The 24,756-nt window shown below is 61.5% G+C and carries 22 protein-coding genes; 8 read left to right on the top strand and 14 right to left on the bottom strand.

Annotated elements, in window-relative coordinates:
- Nucleotides 1-2: 2 nt before the first annotated feature.
- Nucleotides 3-581: a ferritin-like domain-containing protein gene (locus tag PAN08_RS10005; protein ID WP_269791373.1), complete on the top strand. Its 579-nt coding sequence runs from the start codon at nucleotides 3-5 to the stop codon at nucleotides 579-581.
- Nucleotides 582-818: 237 nt separating this feature from the next.
- Here PAN08_RS10005 and PAN08_RS10000 read toward each other — a convergent pair whose 3' ends face one another.
- The 8 genes from PAN08_RS10000 to arsH form a co-directional block, all read right to left on the bottom strand.
- Nucleotides 819-1,772: a T6SS immunity protein Tli4 family protein gene (locus PAN08_RS10000; RefSeq protein ID WP_269791372.1), complete on the bottom strand. Its 954-nt coding sequence runs from the start codon at nucleotides 1,770-1,772 to the stop codon at nucleotides 819-821.
- Between the two features lie 49 nt (nucleotides 1,773-1,821).
- Nucleotides 1,822-3,444, bottom strand: a complete 1,623-nt coding sequence (locus PAN08_RS09995; protein WP_269791371.1) for a hypothetical protein — start codon at nucleotides 3,442-3,444, stop codon at nucleotides 1,822-1,824.
- Nucleotides 3,445-3,447: 3 nt separating this feature from the next.
- The gene (locus PAN08_RS09990; RefSeq protein WP_269791370.1) at nucleotides 3,448-6,345 is read right to left on the bottom strand and encodes a type VI secretion system Vgr family protein; all 2,898 of its coding nucleotides are present in this window, start codon (nucleotides 6,343-6,345) and stop codon (nucleotides 3,448-3,450) included.
- 399 nt (nucleotides 6,346-6,744) lie between these two features.
- On the bottom strand, nucleotides 6,745-8,838 hold the full coding sequence (locus PAN08_RS09985; RefSeq protein ID WP_269791369.1) for a M13-type metalloendopeptidase: 2,094 nt from the start codon (nucleotides 8,836-8,838) through the stop codon (nucleotides 6,745-6,747).
- 301 nt (nucleotides 8,839-9,139) lie between these two features.
- Nucleotides 9,140-9,589 carry a nuclear transport factor 2 family protein gene (locus PAN08_RS09980; protein WP_269791368.1) on the bottom strand — a complete coding sequence of 150 codons (450 nt, stop codon included), beginning with the start codon at nucleotides 9,587-9,589 and terminating at the stop codon, nucleotides 9,140-9,142.
- A 69-nt stretch (nucleotides 9,590-9,658) separates the two neighbouring features.
- Nucleotides 9,659-10,570 (bottom strand): type 1 glutamine amidotransferase domain-containing protein, encoded by a 912-nt coding sequence (locus PAN08_RS09975; RefSeq protein WP_269791367.1) that lies wholly within the window; start codon nucleotides 10,568-10,570, stop codon nucleotides 9,659-9,661.
- A 70-nt stretch (nucleotides 10,571-10,640) separates the two neighbouring features.
- A complete protein-coding gene (locus PAN08_RS09970) occupies nucleotides 10,641-11,768 on the bottom strand; it encodes a helix-turn-helix domain-containing protein (RefSeq protein ID WP_269791366.1) in 1,128 nt (375 codons plus the stop codon).
- A gap of 223 nt (nucleotides 11,769-11,991) precedes the next feature.
- Complete coding sequence (gene arsH, locus PAN08_RS09965) at nucleotides 11,992-12,732, bottom strand: arsenical resistance protein ArsH (RefSeq protein ID WP_269791893.1); 741 nt, start codon at nucleotides 12,730-12,732, stop codon at nucleotides 11,992-11,994.
- Between the two features lie 23 nt (nucleotides 12,733-12,755).
- On the opposite strand from arsH, the gene PAN08_RS09960 reads away from it, so the two are divergent.
- From PAN08_RS09960 to arsB, 4 genes are read left to right on the top strand one after another with little or no spacing between them, the layout of a single operon-like run.
- Nucleotides 12,756-13,076, top strand: a complete 321-nt coding sequence (locus tag PAN08_RS09960; RefSeq protein WP_269791365.1) for a metalloregulator ArsR/SmtB family transcription factor — start codon at nucleotides 12,756-12,758, stop codon at nucleotides 13,074-13,076.
- Nucleotides 13,077-13,086: 10 nt separating this feature from the next.
- Nucleotides 13,087-13,530, top strand: a complete 444-nt coding sequence (arsN2, locus tag PAN08_RS09955) for an arsenic resistance N-acetyltransferase ArsN2 (protein ID WP_269791364.1) — start codon at nucleotides 13,087-13,089, stop codon at nucleotides 13,528-13,530.
- A gap of 3 nt (nucleotides 13,531-13,533) precedes the next feature.
- The gene (locus tag PAN08_RS09950) at nucleotides 13,534-14,052 is read left to right on the top strand and encodes an arsenate reductase ArsC (RefSeq protein ID WP_269791363.1); all 519 of its coding nucleotides are present in this window, start codon (nucleotides 13,534-13,536) and stop codon (nucleotides 14,050-14,052) included.
- A 13-nt stretch (nucleotides 14,053-14,065) separates the two neighbouring features.
- The gene (gene arsB / locus PAN08_RS09945; RefSeq protein WP_269791892.1) at nucleotides 14,066-15,103 is read left to right on the top strand and encodes an ACR3 family arsenite efflux transporter; all 1,038 of its coding nucleotides are present in this window, start codon (nucleotides 14,066-14,068) and stop codon (nucleotides 15,101-15,103) included.
- Between the two features lie 51 nt (nucleotides 15,104-15,154).
- On the opposite strand, the gene PAN08_RS09940 is transcribed toward arsB, so the two are convergent.
- Nucleotides 15,155-16,372, bottom strand: a complete 1,218-nt coding sequence (locus PAN08_RS09940; RefSeq protein WP_269791362.1) for an MFS transporter — start codon at nucleotides 16,370-16,372, stop codon at nucleotides 15,155-15,157.
- Between the two features lie 73 nt (nucleotides 16,373-16,445).
- Here PAN08_RS09940 and PAN08_RS09935 point away from each other — a divergent pair, with 73 nt between their 5' ends.
- From PAN08_RS09935 to PAN08_RS09925, 3 genes are all read left to right on the top strand, one after another.
- Entirely contained in the window at nucleotides 16,446-17,243 is a 798-nt protein-coding gene (locus PAN08_RS09935) for a helix-turn-helix transcriptional regulator (protein ID WP_269791361.1), read from the top strand.
- A gap of 484 nt (nucleotides 17,244-17,727) precedes the next feature.
- Entirely contained in the window at nucleotides 17,728-18,249 is a 522-nt protein-coding gene (locus PAN08_RS09930; protein WP_269791360.1) for a hypothetical protein, read from the top strand.
- Between the two features lie 3 nt (nucleotides 18,250-18,252).
- Nucleotides 18,253-19,059 carry a DUF1266 domain-containing protein gene (locus tag PAN08_RS09925; RefSeq protein ID WP_269791359.1) on the top strand — a complete coding sequence of 269 codons (807 nt, stop codon included), beginning with the start codon at nucleotides 18,253-18,255 and terminating at the stop codon, nucleotides 19,057-19,059.
- Between the two features lie 292 nt (nucleotides 19,060-19,351).
- Here PAN08_RS09925 and PAN08_RS09920 read toward each other — a convergent pair whose 3' ends face one another.
- From PAN08_RS09920 to gpmA, 5 genes are all read right to left on the bottom strand, one after another.
- On the bottom strand, nucleotides 19,352-20,884 hold the full coding sequence (locus tag PAN08_RS09920) for a serine hydrolase domain-containing protein (protein WP_269791358.1): 1,533 nt from the start codon (nucleotides 20,882-20,884) through the stop codon (nucleotides 19,352-19,354).
- 74 nt (nucleotides 20,885-20,958) lie between these two features.
- Nucleotides 20,959-21,768 carry an AraC family transcriptional regulator gene (locus PAN08_RS09915; RefSeq protein ID WP_269791357.1) on the bottom strand — a complete coding sequence of 270 codons (810 nt, stop codon included), beginning with the start codon at nucleotides 21,766-21,768 and terminating at the stop codon, nucleotides 20,959-20,961.
- A gap of 286 nt (nucleotides 21,769-22,054) precedes the next feature.
- Nucleotides 22,055-22,750 (bottom strand): alpha/beta hydrolase, encoded by a 696-nt coding sequence (locus PAN08_RS09910; RefSeq protein ID WP_332840104.1) that lies wholly within the window; start codon nucleotides 22,748-22,750, stop codon nucleotides 22,055-22,057.
- A 180-nt stretch (nucleotides 22,751-22,930) separates the two neighbouring features.
- Nucleotides 22,931-23,815: an alpha/beta hydrolase-fold protein gene (locus PAN08_RS09905; protein ID WP_269791891.1), complete on the bottom strand. Its 885-nt coding sequence runs from the start codon at nucleotides 23,813-23,815 to the stop codon at nucleotides 22,931-22,933.
- A 166-nt stretch (nucleotides 23,816-23,981) separates the two neighbouring features.
- Nucleotides 23,982-24,731, bottom strand: coding sequence for a 2,3-diphosphoglycerate-dependent phosphoglycerate mutase (gene gpmA, locus PAN08_RS09900; protein WP_269791355.1), 750 nt, complete (start codon nucleotides 24,729-24,731; stop codon nucleotides 23,982-23,984).
- Nucleotides 24,732-24,756: the final 25 nt, after the last annotated feature.

The following is a 24,756-nucleotide window of genomic DNA, read 5'->3' as shown; positions in this document are numbered from 1 at the left end:
CCATGAGCAAGCAGCCCGCCACCAGGAAAACGCCTTCAACCGCGCAACCTGCAGGTATCAGTGATCGCAAAACCCTGCGTGCCAATGCACGCAAAGGCATTGAAGATGGCGCGGTGACGCCCACCTACAGTGCTGATCGCAAAGCGGTGATCAAGCTGCTCAATGATGCGCTGGCCACCGAATGGGTGTGCGTGCTGCGCTACTACCGGCACTACTACATGGCCAAGGGCATGCTCGCCGATTCGGTGAAGGCCGAGTTCCTGGAGCACGCGCAACAGGAGCAGGCACATGCCGGCCTGCTGGCAGAACGCATCGTGCAACTGGGCGGCGAGCCCGACCTTGATCCAGACACCCTCACCGCCCGCTCGCATGCTGAGTACAAAGAAGGCGGAAATCTGCGCGACATGGTGCGTGAAAACCTCATCGCCGAACGCATTGCCATCGACAGCTACCGCGAGATGATCAATTTCATCGGCGACAAAGACACCACCACCAAACGTATTCTTGAGCTGATCCTGGCGCAGGAAGAAGAACACGCCGACGACTTCGCCGACCTGCTGGAAGGCTGGATCGGCGAATGATTTAGACGAGTGCGTGGCTGCGCGGGCCTTGGGTTATGGCAGCGGAAGGTGGCGCGTCACGATGAACAGTGCACTGTGACGGAAGCGGGCAATTACTACATGCACCCCTTACCTTGATCCGCTCGCACGCTCGTCGTGGTCCCCGACGTTGAGGTAGTGATCTCACTGCCTCCCGTTGCCGGGTTACCGCAGGGCACTACCGCGCGGGCACACCCGTCGCGGTGCCAACGTCACGCGTCAGATTGCGCCAGGCCGCAAACGCAGACTACCGAGCACGCGGTCCCATACGTCCAAGGCCTGGGCATCATCACGAAACGCAGTTGCACCGGCCTCCGTTTCCTCCGTCAACAACTGCAGCGACAGGAACGGAAACTGCAGCGATTCGGCACGCCCTTGCGACTCCCAAAGAAACGCATACATCCGGCTGCCGTCGCTCTCTGCATGCGCGAGGATTTCCTGGCCAGCGATAGGCCCGACATTGCGCTCACCACGTCGCAGGTTGCGCATCCTGGCCTGGGCTGCCGCATATTCCGGTGGCAGGTCGGCGCTGCGTTGCAACAGCGGTCGATCCGGCTTACCGGTCACATAAGACATTAACGTCATACGTACGCCCGGATACTCTCGTGGGCGCAAGCCAATTGTCATTTCCTCGCTGTTGATGCGATTACCCGCGATGAAACCCGAATCAATGCAGAACCCTGCGGTGGCAGGAATGGATTCAGGGCGCCGATAACTGATGCGCGGGCGCAGCGCCCGGTAGTTCTCGATCGCCGCTGGCAGCTTTGCGGCGTCGGTGTCGCCGCTCACCAGGTACTGCACGCCATGCGCGCGATCCAATACATACAGCTCCTGTCGATGGCCCGCCCGGCTGCTGTCGGCAACCCATGAGGTGAGCAGAACGGCATCGTCATCGATGCGTGTCTCGCTCACCGACATCGCGCCCCCCATTCGATGCCGCTTCGCACTCAACGCGGCGCCACGCGCGTTGATCCGCTGACGGAAATCCTCGACGGATACGCCGGCCGTGGTCTGGATGTTCTTCTTGGCATACACATAGCCAGGGCTGATTCTGGTGCCGGAAGGAACATCAATCAAAAATCGACCTACACACACTGTCTTCATCTGAGTATCCCGTTGTATCGGGGCTGCGCCTGCCACGCCGCCCGAAGCAAGCACCACCACCGCAACCACTGCCAAGGCCCGCAATGCAGCCCAGCTCACGGACAAAGCCCGTCGCAGCTCATGCCCAGTCCGCGGCTTGCGCCATCCGAACCGCGGAATACAGCGTTGCCCAGCGCGGACGTTCATCGTTGTAGCTACCTTGATGTTCATAGCCCTTCTTGCCTTTGATCGCATAGTGGCCCGTGGCGAAGCTGCCCTGCCGGAAGCATCCCGCTACGTCAGCTTTGGGCGCAGCGCCTGAACATGCCGGTACGGTTCCGTCCCCGGGGTCGGCCGGATCGGCAATCTCCAGCTTCACGACGCCAGTGGCGCCTCGCAGCTTGATCTTCCCGTTGCGGTTATCAGATATGGGCTGCATGGAGTCGACGCCGGTCATGCTGCCACCACTCCAGGCCAGCGCCCCCCAACTCAGCTGTTTGGCGTCATCGCCGTAATGCACGAAGGTCGGCTTGTAGTACTTGCGCTCGATATCCGAATGAAACGCGGCGACGCCTTCGATGTTGATCTGGAAAAGCGTGCGCGCCGAAAGCGTCGGACCATCTTCCTCCTCGCGTGCAGATGCTGCTGCTGGCTCCGGTGCGGTGGGGTCAAGTAATTCCGTATTGCCTTCGGGAACCAGCCCATACCACTGTGTGCTGAGGTAGATCTCGCCATAGGGATCACCGCCGGTAGGGATACGTGGCCCACCATCACCCAGCTGCAACCACGGCTGTCCATCGTTGTAATCGGCCGCTGGCAACAGTTCCAGACCACCCGGTGCCCTTGCGAGGATCGCCACCACCTCACCCGCATTGCGGCCAAGAATGATGCTGGAAACACCGCTATATCCGGCGCGGCAATGATGGTAAGTCGCCGCCGCACCCGTAGCCGGCATCACCCCGTTGGATACGCCCAGCAACTTGCCGTACTTTTCCAGGTGGGCAACCGCTCGTGATACCAGGCCGCCCATCGAGTGGGTCACCAATATCACTTTCCCTGCACGAACCCCACGCTTGGCGTAGTACGGCAGAATCACTTCATCAATACGCTTGACGATGTCCTGGCCCGAGTTGCGATTGCTCTGCAACCAGTTGTAACCACCGGACCACACCTCAAACCGGTAATGCGCCGCATGCCTGCATTGCTCCATCGTCAACGCTGCATTGCCGCCCACCACCTCCCCGTATTCCGCAGGAGCACGTGCGCCCTCCTCGGCCCACCATGGCTGCAGCTGCCCTGCAGACATGAGGTCATTGAGTTTGCGGTGCATCTCGGCCATCACCGGGTTGTACGCTGAGCGCATCAAGGCGCCCCATCCACGCTCACGGGCCAGCGCCTCCGGAAGAAGGTTTTCCGCATCGATCGAGCCCCCTTCGTCCACCTCTGCGGTCAGTGGATTCAGCAACCGCTGACGTGTCGCGGCACCACGAAAAAGGAAGACGAACATCTGGCCCACTGCGCCCAGTATCGCCCCCACGCCGTCGAGATTCGGCGGCCGCCACACGGGATCGCCGGTGATCTTCGACTTCAGATTGGTGCCCATGATGCCGGGCAGGAACACGACCGGAATCACTGCATCGGTATCCGCCTCGACGACCTTGTCGCGTTGGTCTTTCAGCTGGGTCAGACGTGCGCGCGCAACCGGCCGGCCATCCGCATCCCAATCTCCGCTGGGGAGTATGACTTCCTGTTTTTCATCCATGCACTAGGCCTTCCCCAGAATCTTGATGATCACTTCATCGATACCCTGCCCGCGCTGTCGCGGTAGGCGTCCCTGCGCATCGGTAACCGCTTCCGTGCGCCCTCCATCGCCGCGGGTGATCTCCACTCGCGTGTTGGCCATCGGCTCTCCTGTGGCCCGGTGCCGTACCACGTAGAGGTCGTCAAACCGTGCATTCGGCCAGGTGTTCATTTCGGTGGACAGGTACGTCGGCCCAACAAAGCTCTTCTTGCTCGCATGCACGGTGATCGTGCCAGGGCAGTTGAAGATGATGTTGCCGCCTTCAATCGTCACGCTGGCACCGCCGGTGGTGGCGATATGCACGGTCTTGCCAGCGGCCAGCTCCAGCACTCCCTGCGCACTGGCCGCACGCAGCGACTGCCGGGCCTGTAACTGCACCTTGTCACTTTGCGCCTGCATATCCAGTTCGCCGGTGCCGGTCACCACGCTCAGCGCGTTGCCGTCCTTGCTGCCGCCTTCGGCGGCTGCCGCAAGCATGCCGACGGCCTGTGCCGCATGCAGCCGTGCATCGCCCATCACCGTGGTGTCGCTGTCCGTGCCGCTGGCCAGCAACAGGCCTTCACCGACCGCCCAGTGCAGCGCCTGCCCGGCCACCAGCACGACCCCTGCCGGTGCGGCCAGCCCCAGCAGCGGATCGCCACTGTGCGGTACGCGGCCGTCACCGGGCTGCGCCTGCCGCTGGCTGGCTTGATCACAGGCGACTGCAAACTCGGCGCCGGTCACGGTGGTGTTCATGCTGTCCAGCACTGCGGCCAGTGGCGGCTTGTCAGCCACGATGCGGGAACGGCCGTTGCCGCGTGCACCTTCCTGCAATGCCAATGGGCTGGTCAGATGGGTGCGAGCCATCGTGCTGAAGCGTTCGCCGAGCAGGTTCACCTGCTTGATCAGCGCCGCCGGCTGCACGGCTTCGCCTGCCGGATTCTCTGCGTCATGCGCATAGGCACTGAACCAGCTGCCTGCGGTCGCACGCACCGCTCCCCAGCCGTCGCTGCGAAGTTCGAAGCCAGTGCCGCGCAAACTGCCCAGGAAGTTGTCGGCCTGATGCCGCAGGTGCCCCATCGTCAGCTGCGAGGCTTGTTGGCTGCTGGCCAGCTGCACGCGCAACTGCTGGTCGGAGTCATCAAACAACAAATGATTGCTGCCCTGGCCGCCTTTCCACTCGCGCGAACGGATGCCCCACAACGCCCCTGCATGGCGATGGGCGTCATCACCTGCGCCGGCCGCATGCCAGGCCGGGGCGTGACCGCCACTCAGGTTGCCCTGCGCGCTGCTTCGCTGGTCCTTGGCCTGTGCGAATACGGCGCGGTCTGTACTGCCCTCGGTACCGGCCGGCGTGGGTGGCACGCCCGCTTCACCACGACCGTTGTACAACGCACCCAGCACGATGGGACGGTCGATGTCGCCTTCCAGGAAACCCACCATTACTTCCTGGCCCACGCGCGGCAGGAACTGGCTGCCCACGCCCGGCCCGGCGTAGCGCTGCGCCACGCGCAACCATGTGGTATCGCCCTGCGACTCCTGAAAATGAAAACGCACGCGGATCCGGCCCAGGCTGTCGGCATGCACATCCTGGCCGCCGCTCTGGTGACCCGCCACGACCAAGGCGGTCTGGTAGCCCGGTGCGAGCGGTCGCGGGTTCAATCGCGCACCGGTGGCATCGTGCAATTGCGGTCGCCACGGCAGGCTCCGCTCAGCCGCCCTGAATGCGCCGCCATAGCCCACTTTCTCGGCCTGCAGCCAGCTGACGGCGTTGCCGACTTGCATGGGCGCCATCCCCAGCAGTTCATCCACAGCCTTGCGCAGATCCGTTGGCAGGTTGTTGATGCCTGCGTGTTCCACCTCCACCAGCAGTAGTTCCGGTGGCGCAGCAAACGGAGCCTGCTGCACGCTCAACCAAGTGCCGGACTGGAGCCCGCGCACGCTGCCTTGCCCGCTCCAACTGCGGCTGTGCGCTTCAAGTACCTGCGCCTGCAACCGGGCGTAATGGTCAGCGGCGGTACCATCGGCAAATGCGTATGCGCCGACCGCGTCGTACTGCTCTCGCTGCGATTGCGATCCACCGCCATCCACTGGCAGTTGCCGCGCGATGCTGCTCACGTGCCGGTAGTCATTGCTCAGCAGGCTGATACGGGTGCTGCTCAATTGGCGTTGACGGCCCAACTGCTGAAGGCTGTCACTGGATTCGGTGGCATCACTGCGATGGAAACGCACGCCGCCGTCCGCACTGACCGCTGCTTCGGGAAGACCGAGGCTGTCAGCGAATATCTCCATGCCATTGCCACAGCGTGCCTGTGCATCCTCGTGCAGCCGCCAGCCCAGGCCTTCCTCGGCCAGCAGGCGTTGCACAAAAGCCAGATCGCTTTCGCGGTACTGCACGCAGTAGCTGCGCACGCGCCCGCCCAGCAAGGCATCACAGCCATCTGCCCATTGCCAGCTGGCCAGGTCGCCATGTGCCTGCAATACCTCATCGACGATCTGTCGAACGTTTTTTTCCTGGAACACTCGGCTGTTGCGCGCATGTTGCAACCACCAGGTCCAGGAGGCCAACGACAGGCGATAGCGCACCAGGCCACCATCGCTGCCCAGGCGGCGGGCTTCGGAAACCAGACCACTACGCTGCCATTGGCCGCCATTGGCCATGTGGGCCAGCAATGTCGCAGGCATTCCCAACGCGCCTTCCAGGTCCACCGCCTGATCCGTGCAGAGCACATCGACCCCTGTCAGGACATGCGCATTCAACGCATCGTGCCCCCACCAGCGTTCCACGACACCGTGACCGAGGAACTCGCTCTCCAGACGGTACAAACGCTGCGCGCTGTTCAAACCCGCAATCTGCGACATCAGGTGATTCAGCTGTTCCATGCTGTCCCCAGAAGTTGTGACAACCCTCTCAATACGCGGGTATGTGTCGGTTTCCGCCACCGGAATCTATCAGAAAGCAAAAACCTCCAATTTCATGTCGAATTCAAATAAATGAATTGGCCATCCCAAAAACCTGCGATGACACACACAAACAAGCTCGTATAGCACGCAGACATGGCCCGCCCCTTTCTGCTCAGTCCATCTCGTAGGCGCATGGCTGGGACATACGGTCGTATCGGGCACCATCCTTTTCAGTGCCCTTGCAGGGGCTATAACCGGTGATGCCGCTGTCCATCGCCATCACGCCGCACTGCGAATATGTCGTCCAGGACGGCCCAAAAAAGAAGGCCCGGCATTGCCGGGCCTTCTCCATATTTCAGCAAACAACAACCGCCGCAATCACCAGATCACGACACGCTTGTCGTCAGCGCGCACCATTGCATCGCCAGCCTTGCACTGGAATGCAGCGGCATATGCCGGCATGTTCGACGGCGTGCCGTTGGCGCGGAAGTTTGCCGGTGCGTGCGGGTCGGTGTTCAAGCGCACGCGCAGCTCACCTTCGGTGAAGTTGCGGCGCCACACGGTGGCCCAATTCATGAAGAAGCGCTGGTCCTGCGTATAACCGTCCACCGGCACGTTGACCTTCTCGTCTTCCTTCAACGCCATCTGCAGCGCGTCGTAAGCCACGGTCAAACCGCCCAGGTCACCGATGTTCTCGCCCAGGGTCAGCTTGCCCTTCACGTTCACACCCGGCAGCGATTCATAACCATCGAACTGCGCGACCAACTGGTCGGTGCGGCTGTTGAACGCGGTGCGATCGGCATCCGTCCACCAGTTGTCGAAGTTGCCGTTGGCAGCGAACTGGCTGCCCGAATCGTCGTAGCCGTGCATCATCTCGTGACCGATCACCGCACCGATACCACCGTAATTGAGCGCCGGATCGGCCTTGGCGTCGAAGAACGGCGGCTGCAGGATGGCGGCCGGGAACACGATCTCATTTTTGGTGGCGTTGTAGTACGCATTCACCGTCTGCGGCGTCATGCCCCACTCGCTCTTGTCCACCGGCTTGCCGATCTTGTCCAGCATGTAGCGGTAGTTGAACGCACGCGTCGCCTGCATGTTGCTCAGGTAGCTGTCGCCATTGGTGGTCAAGCCCGACCAGTCACGCCACTTGTCCGGGTAGCCAATCTTCGGCGTGAAACTGGCCCACTTTTCCAGCGCTTTCTTCTTGGTATCGGCGCCCATCCACGGCAACGATTCCAGGCGTGCCTTCAGTGCCACCGACAGGTTCTGCACCAGGTGCTCCATCGCCACCTTGGATTCGGCCGGGAACACCGCATCCACGTACAGCTGGCCCAGTGCTTCGCCCATTGAGCCGTTGACCGAATCCAGCACGCGCTTCCAGCGCGGCTGCATTTCCTGCTGGCCGCGCAGTGTCTTGTTGAAGAAATCGAAGTTGGCCTGCTCGATGTTCTTGCTCAGGTACGGCGCGGCGTTGTCCAGGGTGTGGAAACGCAGATAAGCCTGCCACGTTGCGGCAGGCACGTCGGCCAGCATCTTGTCCAGTTCATCGAAGAAGCCCGGCTGTGCCAGCGAGAACTTGTCCTTGGCCGGCACCTTCAGGGTGTCGAACAACGCGGTCCAATTGAAGTTCGGCGTCTGCTTGTCGGCATCGGCGGCGCTGACCGGGTTGTAACGCTTGGCCGGATCACGCAGTTCGATGCGCGACAGCGATGCCTTGGCCAGGCGGGTTTCGAAATCCATCACCGCCTTGGCCTGCTCCTTTGCCTGCGCGGCATCCACGCCGGACAGGGTCAGCAGCTGTTCGATATACGCCACGTAGGCATCGCGGATCTTGGCCTGCGATTCGTCGAAGTAGTAACCCTTTTCCGGCAAACCCAGACCGCCTTGACCGACGTAGGCGATGACGTTGGACGAATCCTTGAAATCCGGGCTGGCGTAGAGCGAGAACAGGAAGCCGTTGCCCTGCGCGTAGCTATCGCGCAGGTAGTTGCCGATGGCTGCGGTGTCATTCAGTGCGGCAATCTTGTCCAGCTCCGGCTGCAGCGGCGTGATGCCGGCGGCCTCGATGGTGGCCTCGTCCGAACCGGTCTTCCAGATATCGCCGATCTTCGCTTCCACCGAGCCGGCGTCAGCCTTGGCAGCAGCGGCCTGCTGTACCAGTGCGTGCTGCACTTCCAAAGAACGTTCACGCAGGATCTCGAAGCTGCCCCAGGTGGTCTGGTCGCCCGGCACCGGGTTGGCCTTGAGCCACTTGCTGTTGACGAAGCCATTGAGGTCCGCACAAGCCTGGATGGACGGGTCCAGATCAGCGGTATTGAGCGAGATCAGCTGCGTCTTGATCTGCGACTGATCGAATGCCGCCTTGGCGGGTTCAGCCGGCGCGGCGGGCGCTTCGGTCTTGCCGCAGGCGGCCAGCGAGGCAGCGATAGCGACCGTCAGGGTCAACGGAACGAGTTTGGAAAACGACATGTACATCTCCGACCAGGCAGGGAAAGGCTGCGCATGGATGACGCAGCGCAACCTGCGAGCCTAGTGGATTCACGGGGCTGGGAGAAACAGCCGAAGGTCACGTTGCCCGGCGATACGAGGTGCGGCCGGCGGGCGCGAGCAGCCAGGAGTTCGGTGCAGCGGTGGTCCCCGGCCACCGGCCCCGGGCTAAATCCCGACGCCGACCCTTGTTTTGCACCCCCAAATTTCGCGGAAACAACGTGCCCTCACAGTGTCCTTCAGGCACGTTGTTTCACACAAAACCCAGGCCTCATCTGGCGTATTACGGCGCTGACGGCTTGCGTTGACCGCTCCACGACTTGCTCACGATCATCCATTTCCCGTCGATCTTCGACAACGCCAGGTAGTCCACCCCATCCCACATGGGATAGTCCAGCAGTACTTTGACGACCGCCGCGTTCGGGGTCACATCCACGATTTCGTAGCTGCGTTTACGCAACGCTTCGTCGTCTGCGGGTTTACCCGGGAATCCACTCCCCCACTCTTCCCCGGTCTGCGTGACCATGCTGCCTCTGGGGGCCGAGTAGCCCACCACCACGCCGTCCCGTCTGAGCACCTCAAAGATCAGATTGGGGTCGCCCGCTTCAAACGCCCGCATCATCTTCTGCATGACCTGATCCACCGCTTCACGCTCGCTGTTCTGGGCGATAGCCGGCGTGGAAAGAAGCAGAAGTACGCCCGCAAGAATCGTTGATCGAATCGAAATTTTCATGGCTTTTCCTGAAATGGTTGAAGTACGAATGTGGCCCTGCATCGCCCGGCATGGGCGGTTTTCTACAACTCAACCTTCAGCGCTGCTGCCCGGCTGCTGGCTGGATAACGTGCGAAGAACATCGACGACGGCCTCAGCGACCGGCTTTGCGGACGCATAGTTCTGGCCGGTGACCACACGACCATCGATTTCGATATAGGGCGCTTCACTGTCCAGCGCATGGAACACGCCCCCACGGGCTTCGACCGTTTTCCGGATCAGGAAGGGAAATTCCTTGAAATAGGCCGCGTCCTGCCTTTCGTGTTCTTCGGGAAAGCCAGTGATGCGCTTGCCCGCCACCAGGTTTGGTCCACCGGAGAGCTTGAGGTTCACGATTCCAGCCGTGCCATGACAAACGGCCGAGATCACGCCGCCATTGCGCTCGTAAACCTGCATGGCGATGTTCTGGAGGACGGGATGCTCCGGCACGCCATAAATGGCATTGCTCCCCCCGACGTAGTACACGGCGCGGTATCGGCCAGGGTCGACTTGCTCGGGTTTGGCCGTGTTCCTCAGTCCGCTCATGAGGTTCTCGTCTTCCACACGGGACGCCACATCCTCGCTGACATATTCGTCGAGGATCGGTACGCCCCCGCCGTCGGGCGAAACAAAGTCCACCGCATAGCCCGCTGCCTGGAACGTATCCCACGCATGCACGACTTCGCCGAAGCTGATGCTGGCCGGCAAAAGCGATGTCCCATGGACACGGCTACTGGCAAGGATGAACAGGATGCGCCCTTGGCTGCCGTGGTCGGCGGGCTGGATGACGGCCTTGGCGACAGACTGGACAGCACCGGCCGGCGCTGCAGGAACACGGGTGAGTGTGCGGCTGGCAGCGACATCCCCAGCGGCGGCGTTACCCGCATGGACGTCGGAAATACCGCCCAACCAGGCAGACAGCAGGAGCAGAAGAGGGAGTCTGATGAAGCGGAATGTATGCATCGGGGCCAGCTCGTTGGTCGGAGCAGCAACCCTATGGCATCCCTTTCAGATCAATGTGTTGCGTTATATTTCAGGAGTGCTGAAATCGATTTCCGGAGTCGATTCCACCCGCTCGGAACGCTGCAGGCGTGACCCCTTCCCACTTTTTGAAGGCGCTGTGGAAGGTCGACATCGATTGGAAGCCCGCCTCTTCGGCCACTGCTTCGAGAGGCTTGGTGGGCGACTGTCGCAGCAGCACTTTTGCCTCGACCACGCGCAGTTGCGCCAGGTACTGCTTGAACGAGGTCTGGTTATTGTCGTTGAGCAACTGCGACAGCCGGGTCTGGGGCATACCCAGCCGGCGAGCAAGCCGAGGCAGGGTCAGTCCGGGGTCCAGATGCAACCGTTCCTGCGCCATCAACGCGGCCAATGCCTGCAGCTGCACAGCCGCCTCTGATTCGGGAATCCGACGATCCTGGTAGGGCTCAATCGGCGCCTGACCAGAACGCAGGCGCAGATAAATCACGACGCTCGAAGCCAGAATGAAAGTGAAGGACAGCGCACCCACGATGTAAGAGGTGTAGCCAGCGGTGTAATACGCGACCCAGATGATCCAGATGCTCACCAATGCCGCCAGCACCAACCGGCTGGATGCAGCACCCGGAAGCCGGGTGCGATGGAGATACACCTGGACGGTGGCAAGCAATAGGTAAGCCAGCCACGCGTAATTGATACCCGGCGTTATGACATCGCGCCACAGCTCGATGTTGTCGGCATAAGGCAGGAATACGTTCACGGCGACTACCAGAAGCAGCACGCCGGCGATATGCCAGCGGTCTGCTCGCCCCAGCCCTGCGGTATCGCTCTGGCTTGAGCGCACCAGGAAGAACAGGCACGGCCCGATCATGAAGCAAGCGGTCAGGCCGATCTGCAGAACGACTCTTGGGATATCCGACCAGAAATAGAAGGCCACGGATTTTCCGGTCCGCACCCCCACGGCCAAGATCAGCAACGACAGCCAACGCTGTGTGGGTTTGCCCTTGGCTTGCCACCACAGAAACGTTGCCGCACTGACACCACTGAAGGCGCCGAGCATGGCGAAGAAGAACAGGAAGTGTTGGCTCAGCATGATCGATACATCGAAAAGAGGCTTCTCATCAGGTTGTGACCGCACGGCGAGGCTGCGATACACCCTTGTGGTGAACGAACCGGGGAACATTCTTACATGAGGTCAATCAGATGCATGAGCGGGCGCCCCCTCAAAGGGAGCCTCTGGCACGCGACGCATATCCTCTTTCCCCAAACGCTGCTCTGGCAAGGCATCGCTGGCGAACCTGCGCGGAGCGGCCCGCGTTCCGTACCCGCTGTCGTAAAACCATCGTGTTTGCCACATAAAAGCCCGGCAGAGCCGGGCTTTTCACATCACCGGCCAGGCCGATCCGTCACCTCTCGACCGTTTCGATCACCCCCGCAGCACGCGCCAAGGCAGCCGCTTCGGCCGCCCCTTTGCGTTCGCTGTAGCGATCAACCAGGTAGTCGCTGCGCCCGCGCACCATCAGCGTGAACTTCACCAGCTCTTCCATCACGTCCACCACGCGGTCGTAGTAAGGCGATGGGCGCATGCGACCGTTGCCATCAAACTCCTGCCACGCCTTCGGCACCGACGATTGATTGGGGATGGTGACCATGCGCATCCAACGGCCCAACACGCGCAGTGCGTTGACCACATTGAACGACTGCGAGCCACCGCTGACCTGCATCACCGCCAATGTGCGGCCCTGCGTGGGGCGAACGCTGCCTTCTTCCAGTGGCAACCAGTCAATCTGATTCTTGAGGACGCCGGTCACCGTGCCATGCCGCTCGGGTGACACCCACACCTGCCCTTCGGACCACTGTGACCATTCTCGCAACTGCTGCACCTTGGGATGCTCCTTGCCACAGCTGTCCAGCATTGGCAGCTCATGCGGATCAAACACGCGCGTATCAGCGCCCAGCTGGCGCAGGATGCGCTCGGCCTCCAGTGCCAGCTTGCGGCTGTAGGACTCTGGCCGCAGTGAACCGTACAGCAACAGGATGCGTGGTGGATGGGTGGCCGTGCCGGAGCTCAGCCGCTCGACGCAGGGTGCTGGCAGCAGGTTGGGATCAACCGCAGGGAGATCGATGAGGGTGGGTTGTTCTGTCATATTCATTCGACTATTCTAGAAGAATGGAAACAAACCACGCAATCTCCGCCCTGAACGCACTCGGCCATGCCACCCGGCTGGCGGCTTTCCGCCTCTTGGTAGAGGCCGGCCCGGACGGGCGCATGGCCGGCGATATCGCCGAGGCGTTGTCAGTGCCCAATGCCACGCTGTCCTTCCATCTGAAAGAGCTGGTGCATGCCGGTCTGGTGCAGAGCGAGAGCATCGGGCGCAACGTCTGCTACCGCGCCAACTACCCGGCCATGAATGCGTTGTTGGCTTACCTCACGCACAACTGTTGCGGTGGCGCGCCCTGCGATGCCGCTGCGCCCAAAGACCGCTGCTGAGTAATCGACGATGGAACTCCGCATTCGCCCCGCCAGCCAAGCCGACCTCTCCGCTATCCACGCTTTGCTGGCCTTGGCCGCACTGCCCTGCGACGACCTCGCAACCAGCCACATCGAGTTCCTGGTTGCAGCTACGGGCCAGCAGATCGTCGGCGTCGTCGGTGTACAGGTGATGCCGCCAGCGGGGCTGCTGCGTTCATTGGCGGTGGCACCCAACGTGCGCGGAACCGGCCTCGGCAAGCGCCTGATATACGCACTGGAGCAACACGCCGCGCTGCGGGGCGTTACCCAGCTGACGTTACTGACTGAAACCGCAGCGCCGTTCTTCAGCCACCTTGGCTATGCCGTGATTGAGCGCGGGCACGTCGCCGATGCGATTGCTGCCACCAGCGAGTTCCGCAGCCTCTGCCCTGCCTCGGCAACCTGCATGCACAAACACTTCGTCCTGGATTGAACCATGACCACAAATATTCTTTTCCTGTGCACCGGCAACAGCGCGCGCAGCGTGTTGGCCGAAGCAACGCTGCGTGCTTGGGGCGGCAACCGCTTCGCTGCCTTCAGCGCCGGCAGCCAGCCCACCGGCACGATCAACCCCTTCGCACTGGCCCAGCTTTCTGCCGATGGCATCAGCAGCATCGGCCTACGTAGCAAATCCTGGGATGAATTCACCACGCCCGATGCACCAAGAATGGATCTGATCATCACCGTGTGCGATTCGGCTGCTGCCGAAACCTGCCCGGTCGTGTTCGGCGATTTTTTGCGTACGCATTGGGGGCTGCCCGATCCGGCGGCAGTGGAAGGTAGCGATGCAGACAAGCAGCAGGCATTCGCGTGGGCGCATGGCATCGTCAAGGCCCGCCTGCAAGCCTTGCTGGCGCTGCCTCCCGATACCTGGACGGACCGCGCTCGATTGAAGACGGCGCTGGACCGTATTGGCCTGTTGCAGACGAAGGACGAGATCCGTAGCGATGACTGACCCAACCCAACGCATGGGTGGCTTCGAGCGCTACCTGACGTTATGGGTCGCGTTGTGCATCGTCGTCGGTACCACGCTGGGCCACGCCTTCCCTGCTCTTTTCGCCCGATTGGGTGGCATGGAAGTTGCCCGGGTGAACCTGCCAGTGGCGGTACTGATCTGGTTGATGATCATCCCCATGCTACTGAAGGTGGACTTCGGCGCGATGCGTCAGATTGGCCAGCACTGGCGCGGTATCGGCGTCACCCTTTTCATCAACTGGGCGGTCAAACCGTTCTCGATGGCGCTGCTGGGCTGGGTGTTCCTGCGTCATGTCTTCGCACCATGGTTGCCGGTCGCGCAGATCGACTCCTACATGGCAGGCCTGATTCTGCTGGCCGCCGCGCCCTGCACCGCGATGGTGTTCGTATGGAGCAACCTGTGTCGGGGCGATGCCAACTTCACCCTGAGCCAGGTAGCACTCAACGACGCGATCATGGTGCTTGCATTCGCACCGCTGGTCGCACTGCTGCTGGGCATCTCCGCCATCAGCGTGCCTTGGGCGACGTTGATGCTGTCGGTGACGCTGTACATCCTGATCCCGATTGGAGTGGCGGCATTGTTGCGGCACTGGCTGCTGGCACATGGCGGGCCGGTGCGACTGCAGTCTGTACTGCATCGGCTTGGGCCACTCTCGCTGGCTGCATTGCTGCTGATGCTGGTATTGCTGTTCGGCTTCCAGGGCCGGCAGATCATCCAGCAACCGATGATCATCGCCATCCTCGCCGTGCCGATCCTGCTGCAGGTGTACTTCAACGCTGGACTGGCCTATTGGCTCAACCGACGACTGGGCGTGGCCCATTGCGTGGCCGGGCCGTCGGCGTTGATCGGTGCGAGCAACTTTTTCGAGCTGGCAGTCGCTGCTGCGGTCAGCCTGTTCGGCGTGCATTCCGGGGCCGCGCTGGCAACGGTGGTCGGCGTGTTGATTGAAGTGCCGGTGATGCTGTCCGTGGTAGCCATCGTCAACCGCTCGCGCGGCTGGTACGAAGCAGGTGGCGCGGCCAAACCCTGAACGACGAAGCCCGGCACAGGCCGGGCTTCGTCATACGTGCAAAGGATAACCTCAACGCGAACGGCGATTGGGCAGGAATGCCGCCACCATGCCCAGCAGCGGCAGGAACGAGATCACCTTGTAGACCCACAGAATGCTGGTGTGATCGGCCAGCACACCGAGCACCGCTGCCCCCAGCCCGCCCATACCAAACGCGAAGCCGAAGAACATGCCCGATACCGCGCCGATACGATGCGGCATCAGCTCCTGCGCGTAGACCAGGATGGCCGAGAATGCGGACGACAGTACAAAGCCAATGATCAACGTCAGCACGGTCGTCCATTGCAGGTTGGCGTACGGCAGCATCAAGGCGAACGGCGCTACGCCCAGAATCGACGCCCAGATCACCGGCTTGCGGCCAATGCGGTCGCCCAGCGGGCCACCCAGCAAGGTGCCTGCCGCCGATGCCGCCAGGAAACCGAACAAGTGCAGCTGCGCACTCTGCACGGTGACGTTGAACTTCTGCATCAGGTAGAACGTGTAAAAGCTGCTCAAGCCAGCGATATAGAAGTACTTGCTGAAAATCAGCACCAGCAGGATAGCGATCACCCAGGCCACGGTACGCGGCGGCAGCAAGGATTCATTGTTCGCCACCGCGATCTTGGGCTTGGCCGCGCTGACGACCAGATGCTGCTGATACCAGCGGCTCACATACATCAGCAAGCCAATGCCCAGCAGTGCCGCACCACTGAACCAAGCCACGCTACGCTGCCCGTTCGGTGCGATGACCGCAGCAGCCAACAGTGGGCCAATGGCCGTGCCAGCATTGCCGCCCAGTTGGAACACCGATTGCGACAAGCCATGGCGGCCGCCCGATGCCAAACGCGCGATGCGCGAAGATTCCGGATGGAAAATGGCCGAGCCAATGCCTACCAGCATTGCTGCGACCAGCACCATGCTGAAGTTCGGCGCATAGGCCAACAGCAGTAGCCCACACAACGTCGAGGTCATGCCCATCGGCAGCGAGTACGGCGCCGGTTGTTTGTCGGTGCGCAGGCCGATCAGTGGCTGGAACAACGACGCGGTGAGCTGGTAGGTCAAGGTGATCATGCCCACTTGAGTGAAGCTCAAATGGAACTGCAACTTGAAGATGGGATACAGCGCCAGGATCAAAGACTGCATCATGTCGTTGACCAGATGCGAGCTGCTGATGGCAGCAAGCACGCCCACTGCAACCGGGCGGCGCGGAGCGGTGGTCGATGCAGCAACGGGTGGAACGGTAGAGGACATGGCAAGACCGCAGGGGGGAAGGACCGGCTGCATGGTAGAGTCGCCGCGAACGCCCTTCTTGCGCGATATGGTCATGCACCCTCTCGAAAAGGACACCCCACTCCGCGCCGGCAAGCGCCGCCCACTGCCGGCCGGGCCGGAGACGACGGTGTTCTGCAAGGCGCGCGACTACAGCGCGGACACCGTCATCCCGCTGCATCACCATCCTGATCGCCACCAGTTGGTTTACGCCGAATCGGGCGTGCTGGTGGTGCGTGCGGGCATCGGCCGCTGGGTAGTACCCAGCACCCGCGCCATCTGGATACCGGCGGGAACCGGCCACCAGGTGCACTGCATTGGTCTGGTGCAGATGCGCAGCCTGTACATTTCCCCCGCCGCGATGACGCAGCCAGCGGCGGGGCCTTCTGCCGTGTCGATCACGCCCTTGTTGGCCGCATTGATACGCGCCGCGGTGACAGTCAAACAACCCTATCGCGAAGACTCTCGCGATGGCCGTTTGATGCGCTTGATCCTGGATGAAATGCAGACCCTGCCGGTGCTGCCGCTGCACCTGCCCGAGCCCAGCGACAAACGCCTGCGCGTGATCGCCCGGCAACTGGAGCGACGTCCGGAAGATGCCTCCACCCTGCAGGACTGGGCCGCTCGCTTGAAAGTGGACGTAAAGACCATCCAGCGCCTGTGCGCACGCGAGCTGGGCATGACCTTCGGGCAGTGGCGACAGCAGGCGCGGTTGTTGCGCGCACTAGAACGGTTGGCGGTAGGCGAGAAAGTCATCGACGTGGCGCTGGCGCTGGGCTACGAAAGCCCAAGCGCGTTCACCACCATGTTCAAGCGCCGCTTTGGGCTGACACCCAGTCAGTTTTTCCGTTGATGCAGCGGCCGTTGTAAAAACTCATTTCGGCATCGCGTCGTTCCGTCGAAAAGGTACGTTGCTACGCCCATGAAAATGAGTGGGTCGTTACAAGCAGGGATCGACTTTTCCTCATCCGGCGGCACTGCAGAAAGCCGCTACTGCACACGTCCAGTTTTGACCGCAACGATCTCTGCCCCCGGCGAGGTCGTGCAATGGCGACTGCCTGAGAAAGGTCGATCTGACCAAGGCAGTTGGACAACTCACCCCTCATCCGCAACCCGGCAAAAGGCTGGCGCTGTCCGTGTGACAACTCCCATTTAAATTTGTGAAAAATGGGTAGAATCCGCCCGAGGCCGAGACCTTGGCGCCATCTCCCGGGAGGAAGAAGTGGCGACAAGAGCGCCCTTCCCCGCTTGTGCATTATGCCAACCCTACCCTCGCATTCCAGCCGGATACCAAGGGCGGGACACGTCAACACATGACATTAAAGGACCTGATTCACATGCAGACCATTAACTACAAAATGGAATACTCCATTCTTGAGCTCGCTTTTGGGCTCATTGGCCCCGCAATAATTATCGCTTCAATCATCATCCCAATCCCCGACCTGAAAATAGGCACCCTTTGGTTGCATCTTCCCAAAGGTGTGGCCAACGGCGTTCTCACCTTGCTGGGGCTCTATGTCACGTACCTGACAGTTGGAACACTTTTCAAGAAGCGCGCAGCCAACAGCCAGGGGGCCAACATCGTCCTTGATGACAAGGGCTTGACCTTCACCACAGTTCAGCGATTCCGCGGCATACCGACCACGGTGAGCTATGACGCAATCGACAAAGTCACCATCACCAACATCCCGGAAACCAATACATCGGTCGAAGAGAAAACCGTAGAAATCAGCATGCCGTCATTGACGCCCAGGAAACATGAGTTCGACGCCATCCACATGGCAAAAGACTCTGATTTTGATGCGCTTGTAGGCGAGCTCAAGCGCCGTGCCACCAGTGCCACTTTCAAGGCAATCTGATTCATGAGCCTACTCAAAAAACTGTTCCAGGCCATCTCCGGAAAAAAATACCGGAAATGCCCGAATGGAGCGGTGACAAGCCGAGAAGAGCGGCGAGCGCTCGAAGCTGGCCTGATCAACTCCGAGCAGATCATGACGTATTGCGACAGTCACACAACGGGATTGGCCCACGACAGCATCACCGACACGCTTGATTCAAACTGGGATATAAATTCGCGCGAAGAGGCAACTGAAGCACTCGAATCACTCAGCCGGTATGGGCACAGATTTCTGTACGACATTGTCTTTCCCATTTACATGAAGGGAAGCCCAGAAGACGAAGTTCACGAAGTACTTGAAGCATTGGTGGCAAGCGGCCGATACGGCCCGCCGGAAACGGTGCGTGGGTTGATTGCTGCGGAGGAGTCGTCCGAGGAAAAGCATCAGGTTCTTGCAGCACTCGGCAAGGCCATGGATATGCTGGAGAATATTCGGTCTGTTTTCCGCCTGCTTAAAGACAAGGTCAACGGGCAGTATCCTCCGAAGGATTACAGCAATGGGATATTGGCCTGGGATCTGGGCCGCCTCGTCACTGTTTCCCGGATGTCATTTGACTGTGGGTACATAGAAAAAGAAGAGCTGAGCCGCATCCTTGCGCATGTTGACAGCGAGCTGCACTCCAATTTTTCGTCCTGGCCACAGTTTGCAAAGAGCTACATTATCGGCCGGGCCAGCTGGTCGGGCCAGAACATGATGCTGGATGGAATTATCGGCACTGCGGAAGATCTTATGACCGATAAGGACAGCCCGTGGGTGCTGTCACCGCTGTGAGTCGCTGATCAATAATCAACAGGCGGCTGCGGAAGCCAGAACCGGCCAACAATCAATCCCTTGATACGGATTGATTGTTGGTATTCCTACTGGACAAACCACCACCAGAAATAACCGGCATCCGCACCTGTGACACCCTCGCGTTTCGCAGCTTGGCGCCATCTGCCTGTGCACTTGCTCAAGCAAACAGCGACACGACGACGACCCGTATTCGACTTACGGCGGGGCATTTCTTCCCGGCCCCATCACGCTGCATTGCGCCGATCCATTGCCAGCAGTTTTCTCTGCCTGATCAACGCGCTGCAGGTGCGTCCGCCCGCCAATAGCGCTCTCCATCGAATTGAAACCCCAGCTCCAATCCGCGATGCAGGAACTGCAGTGGTTCCACTGCATCCAATGAGCCATTCTGGGCGCCGAACAGATCCACAACCGCTGGCTCCAGACTGCGCGCCAGCGCGCCGATCTGCAGGCGTAGCCCACCGTCGGTTGCAAGGACCTGCGCCTCTACCGGCAGACGCTCACCGCGATAGCTACCTACATAGGTTTGCAGCTCGTCCCCCTGCGGCTTCCACGTCCAACCGTGCCAACGCACGTTGTCACGCGCCTTCGCCTGGCGGGCGCGCATGCCTGCCAGTTGCTCGGCGACGCGTTGCGGGTAAATGTCCTGGCGGGTCCTGGCCCAGGTGGCGGCATCCGGATGATCCACGAGGTACTGGAAGAACTGCACCACGGTACGCGAGGTCAGCCAACCGGTGGCGTTGTCCGAGTTGGAGAACACGCCGATGCCCACGCCCAGGTCCGGCGAGAACGCCATCATGCTGCGCGCGCCGGTGTAACTGCCGCCATGGATGTAGAGCGTATGGCCTTCGAAATCACAGACATTCCAGCCAAACGCATAGCCGCGACACGGCAATTCATAGGCGTTGCGCGCCTTGATATCCACGTCTGCCCCGATGCGGTGCGCCGCTTCCAGCGCGCGCGCATCCAAACCCGCAGGTGCCGCACCACCCAGCTGCAACCGCAGCCAACGGCCCAGGTCGCGTGGTGAGGTCATCATCCCGCCCGCCGAATGCATGATGGCGTCCGGCTTCGGCGCGACCACCTGCCAGCCCAAGTCCTGCCCCAGCCATTGATGATTGAAGGCCAACTGCGTCGGTTCGAATGCGGAGGTTTGTGCGGCGGTTTCGCGCAGCTGCAACGGCGTGAACAATTCATCCTGCAACCATGCCTGCCAAGACTTGCCGGTGTGCTGGTACAGGATTGCCGCATAGATGTTGTAGCCGAGATTGTCGTAGTCGAACCCGGCGGCACGCGCCGTGGCCAAACTGCCAAGCAACTGCGGATACAAGGCTGGATCCGGTGCGCCGATATAGGCCTCTAGTGTGGTGAGGGCATCGCCACTCAAGGGCACCCGGTGATTGAGCAGGTCGGCCAGCGTCCACGCTGCTGGATCCACACCATCAGGCAGCCGCAGCTGCGGCCAGTGCTCGACCAAGGTGCTGTCCAGACGCAGCACACCGCGCTGATCCAGCAACTCTGCCAGCAGGCCCATGTAGGACTTGGTCTGCGAAGCGATGTACATCGGCGTGGCCATCGTCAGCGGCGCGCCACTGGCGGCATTGCGCGTGCCACGGACATAGCCCAGCAACTGCCGCTCGCGATCAACCACCACCACCGCATAGCCCGGCCCCAGCTCGGGGATGCCATCCAGAAACACACGCAGCTGCTGCGTTGCCCGCTCCGGCGCTGCCGCGTGTGCAGACCACAGCGTCGAGAGACAGGCCGGCACGATCATCAGCCAGAGACACACAGCGCGCAGCGACATACGTCGATTCCAATGAGAGGTGTGACGAGGATGAAGCTGCATATGGCACCGCGTATTGAACGGATTGAACCTGCTCAATCGCCCAGCAACCCTCGCAATCGCGCAGGCGTCAGCCCACTGTGCTGGCGCGCGACACGGCTGAAATGCGCCTGGTCGGCAAAGCCCGCATGCAATGCCACCATCGCCAGCGGCTGCCCAGCAGCAAGCAGGGGCAAGGCGCGTTGCAACTGCGCACGTGTACGGAAGGTGGAAGGCGTGCAGCCCATCCAGCGTGCGAACGCACGAGCGAAGTACACCGGATGCAGGCCCTGCTCCTGTGCCAGCACCGTCAGCGAAGCGGCTTCCTGCTGCAGCCGCTCACATACCCGCGCGATCCATAGGGGCGGCGTGCCTGATGGGCGCGGTGGGACGCTGCCCACGGTAGCGAGCAGTTCCCACAACATCGCCTCGGTGTCGCAGGCCGCCGTGGCGCCAGCCAATAGCTGGGCTAATGTCGAGCGCCCCTGCGCCAGCAACGCAGGTGGCGGATCAAGCCGCCACTGCGCGGCGTCGCTGCTACCCAGTGCATCCGGCAGGTTGAACGCTGGCGGTAAATTGAAGCCAAGGATCAAAGCACCCACCGGCCCGTAGTCGTTGGCATGCACTGCGCCCGCTGGCTTGATACCGACAGCGGGCGTGGCCAGGCGCACGTCGTCACGCGGCCCCTGCTCGCCCAGCGTTCCCATCAACAGCAATGACACCTGGTGGCAATCGTGCGCATGTCGGTGCATGCGTAGGCCAGGCGCATACCAGCTCACCCGCACCGATAGCCGCTCTGCCTCGAACAACGTACGGCGACGCGACTGTGGCAGTACGGCCCGAGGGGATGTGCGAGGAGACAGCATGGTGGTGGCGGCAACCTGCAGAGATGTCTGCCTGCAGACTAGTCAACGCTGCCACCGCCGCACCTGCCGTAGGTCACGATACGACGGACATTGGTTGCTATCAGGCCGCCTCGGCGCTGGCACCGGCGCAGCCTGAGCCACCAAACCTGCCCTGTGCCAGTCAAACAAAGTCGCGCACGCATCAACCCACTGCACGACCACGCGTTGCTCCTGCAATTGATTGGGTGATGCGCTACTGCGCGACACGACGAGCCGGGTGCATTTCGCCTGCCCGGCCACGCAGCCATCAACCCACGGTGGCCTTCGCAGCGTCGTCGATCAATGCCGCAACGTCCGTGGCATGCGATGCCAATGAAGCGTGGCTTGCGTCCAACGTCAGCACCTTGCGCGCGTTCATGCGGTCGGACATCGCTTTCTGGTTTGCCGGGTGGATCATCCGATCCTGGCGGGAGAGCTGGTACCAGCTGGGTTTGTGCTTCCATGCCGGGTCGGTGACGTTGTCGCCGAAGGTGCTGGCCAGCGGTGCTTTCTGCGTCACCGCCATCACGAAGGCCTGGTCGGACGACAGATCCTGACAGAAGCTTTCGTGGAACTTTGCTGGGTTCAACCACAGGTAACCGTCACTGTCGGGCACCACGTTGGGCGCCGCTTCCGGCAAGTGTTGCTGGGTGATACCGCCCGGACTTTCACCGGCATCGGGCGCAAACGCGGCGATGAACACCAGCGCTTTCACGTTGCTCTGGTTGCCCATCTCGCTGATTACCGCACCGCCGTAGGAATGCCCGACCAGCACCACCGGGCCCTGCACCTGCGCCACCATCTTGCGGGTGCGCTCGGCGTCGTCGGCCAATGACGTGAGCGGGTTCTCCACCGCATGGATATCGGTGTACCCCAGTTTCTTCAGCTCCAGGATGACCTTGGCCCAATGGGCCGCACCGCCCCAGAAACCATGTACCAGTACTACTGCCGGCTTGCTCATGATCTTTTTTCCTGCACTTGGGAAGAAGCCTCGCTGCCGCTACGCGCCCCGCCGTAGGGCCGTACACAACAGGATGGAGTGCACAATTTTTCAGCTGTGCCGTAAATGGCCCGTGAGGTTTGCGCCGGGCAAACAAAAACCCGGCTTGCACCGGGTTCTGGAGAGGGATTCCAAGGGCGTGGCTTACTCCGCCTTGCCCGCAGATGCTGACTGCGCCAGCAGGTACTGCAGCCCCTGCATGAATCCACGCGGCGCGACGGTCAGGTGGTCCTCGTCGTTGAGCACATCCAGGTGCAACTGCAGCGATGCATACCTGCGCGATGCCAACACCTTCTGCATCCGCCGGGCATCTTCCACCATGTCAGCGTCGCCACCGTGTGCCAGTGCCTCACGCTCACCGACGTACATGTATATCCGTGCCGGCAGGTCACGATGCGCTGCAGCGAAGCGGCTCTCCTGACGCTCCATCACGTGCTGGTCGTACCAGTACGACGGGCTTCCGAGGATGTAGCCGGAGAACAGCTGCGGACGCTCGAACAGAATCTGCGTGCCCAGCAAGGCGCCGTAGGAGTGGCCGAGGAACAACCTGCGCTGTTCGTCGGTGCGGTAATGCTGTGCGATGAACGGTAATACCTGGCTGTCCAGATACCCCAGGTAGGACGCACCGCCACCGTGCACGCTATCGGCGGGCGTGCCACTCGGACCGTTGGGGGTGGGCGTGTAGTCGCGGCGGCGGCTGGGCATGCCACCGTCACCCTTCGCATAGGACAAGCCCACCAGAATGAAGTCCTCGATACGCGGCCCTTCGACGTTCAAGCGCCGCGCCATCTGCCGAATCAAAGGAAAGGCATAATCCGCGTCGGTGACGTAAAGCACCGGATAGCGCCGTTCCGGGTTCTCGGCATAACCGGTCGGCAAGGCGACGAACACCTGGTAGACACGGGCCGATACCGGATCCGGCACATCCCACACTTCACTGCCGATGACTTCGTAGGGTTGGCCGCCACCACGCTGCGCATCTTGCAAGGTTGGCGAAGCGGATGGGGCCGCCGGTGCGGTCGCCGCCATGGCGCTGCCTGCCAACAGCAGGGCAAGACATCCAGAAATCACCTTTCGCCTCACGCTTCACTCCTTTGTTTTTTCCGTGCCGGATCATGGCACAGGGCCAACCACGGCCACAAAAACAGAACACCCGGCACAAGGCCGGGTGTCCAGGTGAAACGTGGGCGCTGGCTTACTTCGCCTTGCCTTGGTTGGCGACGGCCTCGGCGGCCTTCTTCGCCGCCTCCGGATCGCCCAGGTAACGGAACGACTGCACGGTGAGGTCGTCATTCAATTCAAACAACAACGGGATGCCAGTCGGAATGTTGAGCTCCAGAATGGCTTCCTTGCTTACGTTGTTGAGGTACTTGTACAGCGCGCGCAGCGAGTTGCCGTGGGCGGTGACCAGCACAGTCTTGCCGTCCTTCAACTGCGGTGCGATGGCGTCGTGCCAGTACGGCAGCACGCGGTCCAGCGTGGTCGCCAGCGACTCGGTGCCCGGCAGCGCGTTGCGGTCCAGCCCGGCGTAACGACGGTCGTGGATCGGGTGGCCCGGGTCTTCCAGGTCCATCGACGGCGGCGGGATGTCGTAGGAACGGCGCCAGACCTTGACCTGCTCCTCGCCATGCTTGGCAGCGGTTTCAGCCTTGTCCAAACCCTGCAGGCCACCATAGTGACGCTCATTCAGTCGCCAGGATTTACTGACCGGCAGCCAGTCCTGGTTGAGTTCGGCCAACGCGCCCTGCAAGGTGTGGATGGCACGCTTGAGCACCGAGGTATGGGCGACATCGAACTGCAGCCCTTCTTCCTTCATCAGCCGACCGGCGGCGGCAGCTTCCCGGCGGCCTTGCTCGGTGAGCTCTACGTCCACCCAACCGGTGAAGCGATTGTCGAGGTTCCATTGGCTCTGGCCATGGCGCAACAGCACGAGTTTGCGGGTCACTGCGGATGTCTCCGGGTTGGGGGGA

Origin of the sequence: Stenotrophomonas sp. Iso1, from assembly GCF_027497995.1 — a bacterium.
In the GTDB taxonomy this organism is placed as follows: domain Bacteria; phylum Pseudomonadota; class Gammaproteobacteria; order Xanthomonadales; family Xanthomonadaceae; genus Stenotrophomonas.
Note: the sequence above shows the minus strand (reverse complement) of the source record. Positions and strands in the feature narration are given on the sequence as shown.